Below are 611 nucleotides of genomic sequence, written 5' to 3'. Positions count from 1 at the left end.
TATTCAAACCAATTCTGGCTGGGTCTACACTGCATTTATTATTGATGTGTTCTCGCGAGCAATTGTTGGATGGAAAGTATCTACACGGATGAATACAGATATGGTGCTCGATGCACTTGAGCAAGCATTGCACGATCGAGGCATGCCAAAGAATGTGATTCATCATTCCGATAGAGGTGTTCAATATCTTTCTATTCGCTATACCAATCGTTTAGAAGCAGCAAATTTACGAGCATCAGTCGGTACGACAGGTGATTCATACGATAATGCTTTGGCTGAAACGGTGAATGGCTTATACAAAACAGAGGTGATTGAATATTTAAAAGCAGATTGGCAAGGTTTAGCGGATGTACAACTTGCGACATTAAATTGGGTAGATTGGTTCAACAAAAAGCGTGTACACAGTGCACTGGGTTATGTGTCGCCTTTTGAGTTTGAAGCAATGTACTATGATAAGATTAACCCGTTAGGTCAGGTGGCTTAACTTAAATAAAAAAGTCTCCGACAAACCCGGTACGGTTCAGTGCCTCCAGATCTCTCATTTAAGCAAAACGTTAATCCAAAATCAGTAGCATCTATGTGATAGCTCACTGAGATTGAACCTATACAAC

At 40.4% G+C, this 611-nt stretch carries 1 protein-coding gene; it reads left to right on the top strand.

Annotated elements, in window-relative coordinates:
• The coding region (locus tag JR005_RS11995) for an IS3 family transposase (RefSeq protein ID WP_218665107.1) at window positions 1–484 on the top strand (484 nt) is incomplete at its 5' end.
• Window positions 485–611 lie beyond the last annotated feature (127 nt).

This window comes from Acinetobacter sp. Colony158, assembly GCF_019264745.1.
Lineage (GTDB): Bacteria > Pseudomonadota > Gammaproteobacteria > Pseudomonadales > Moraxellaceae > Acinetobacter > Acinetobacter ursingii.
This window is presented reverse-complemented; position numbering and strand designations above follow the sequence as displayed.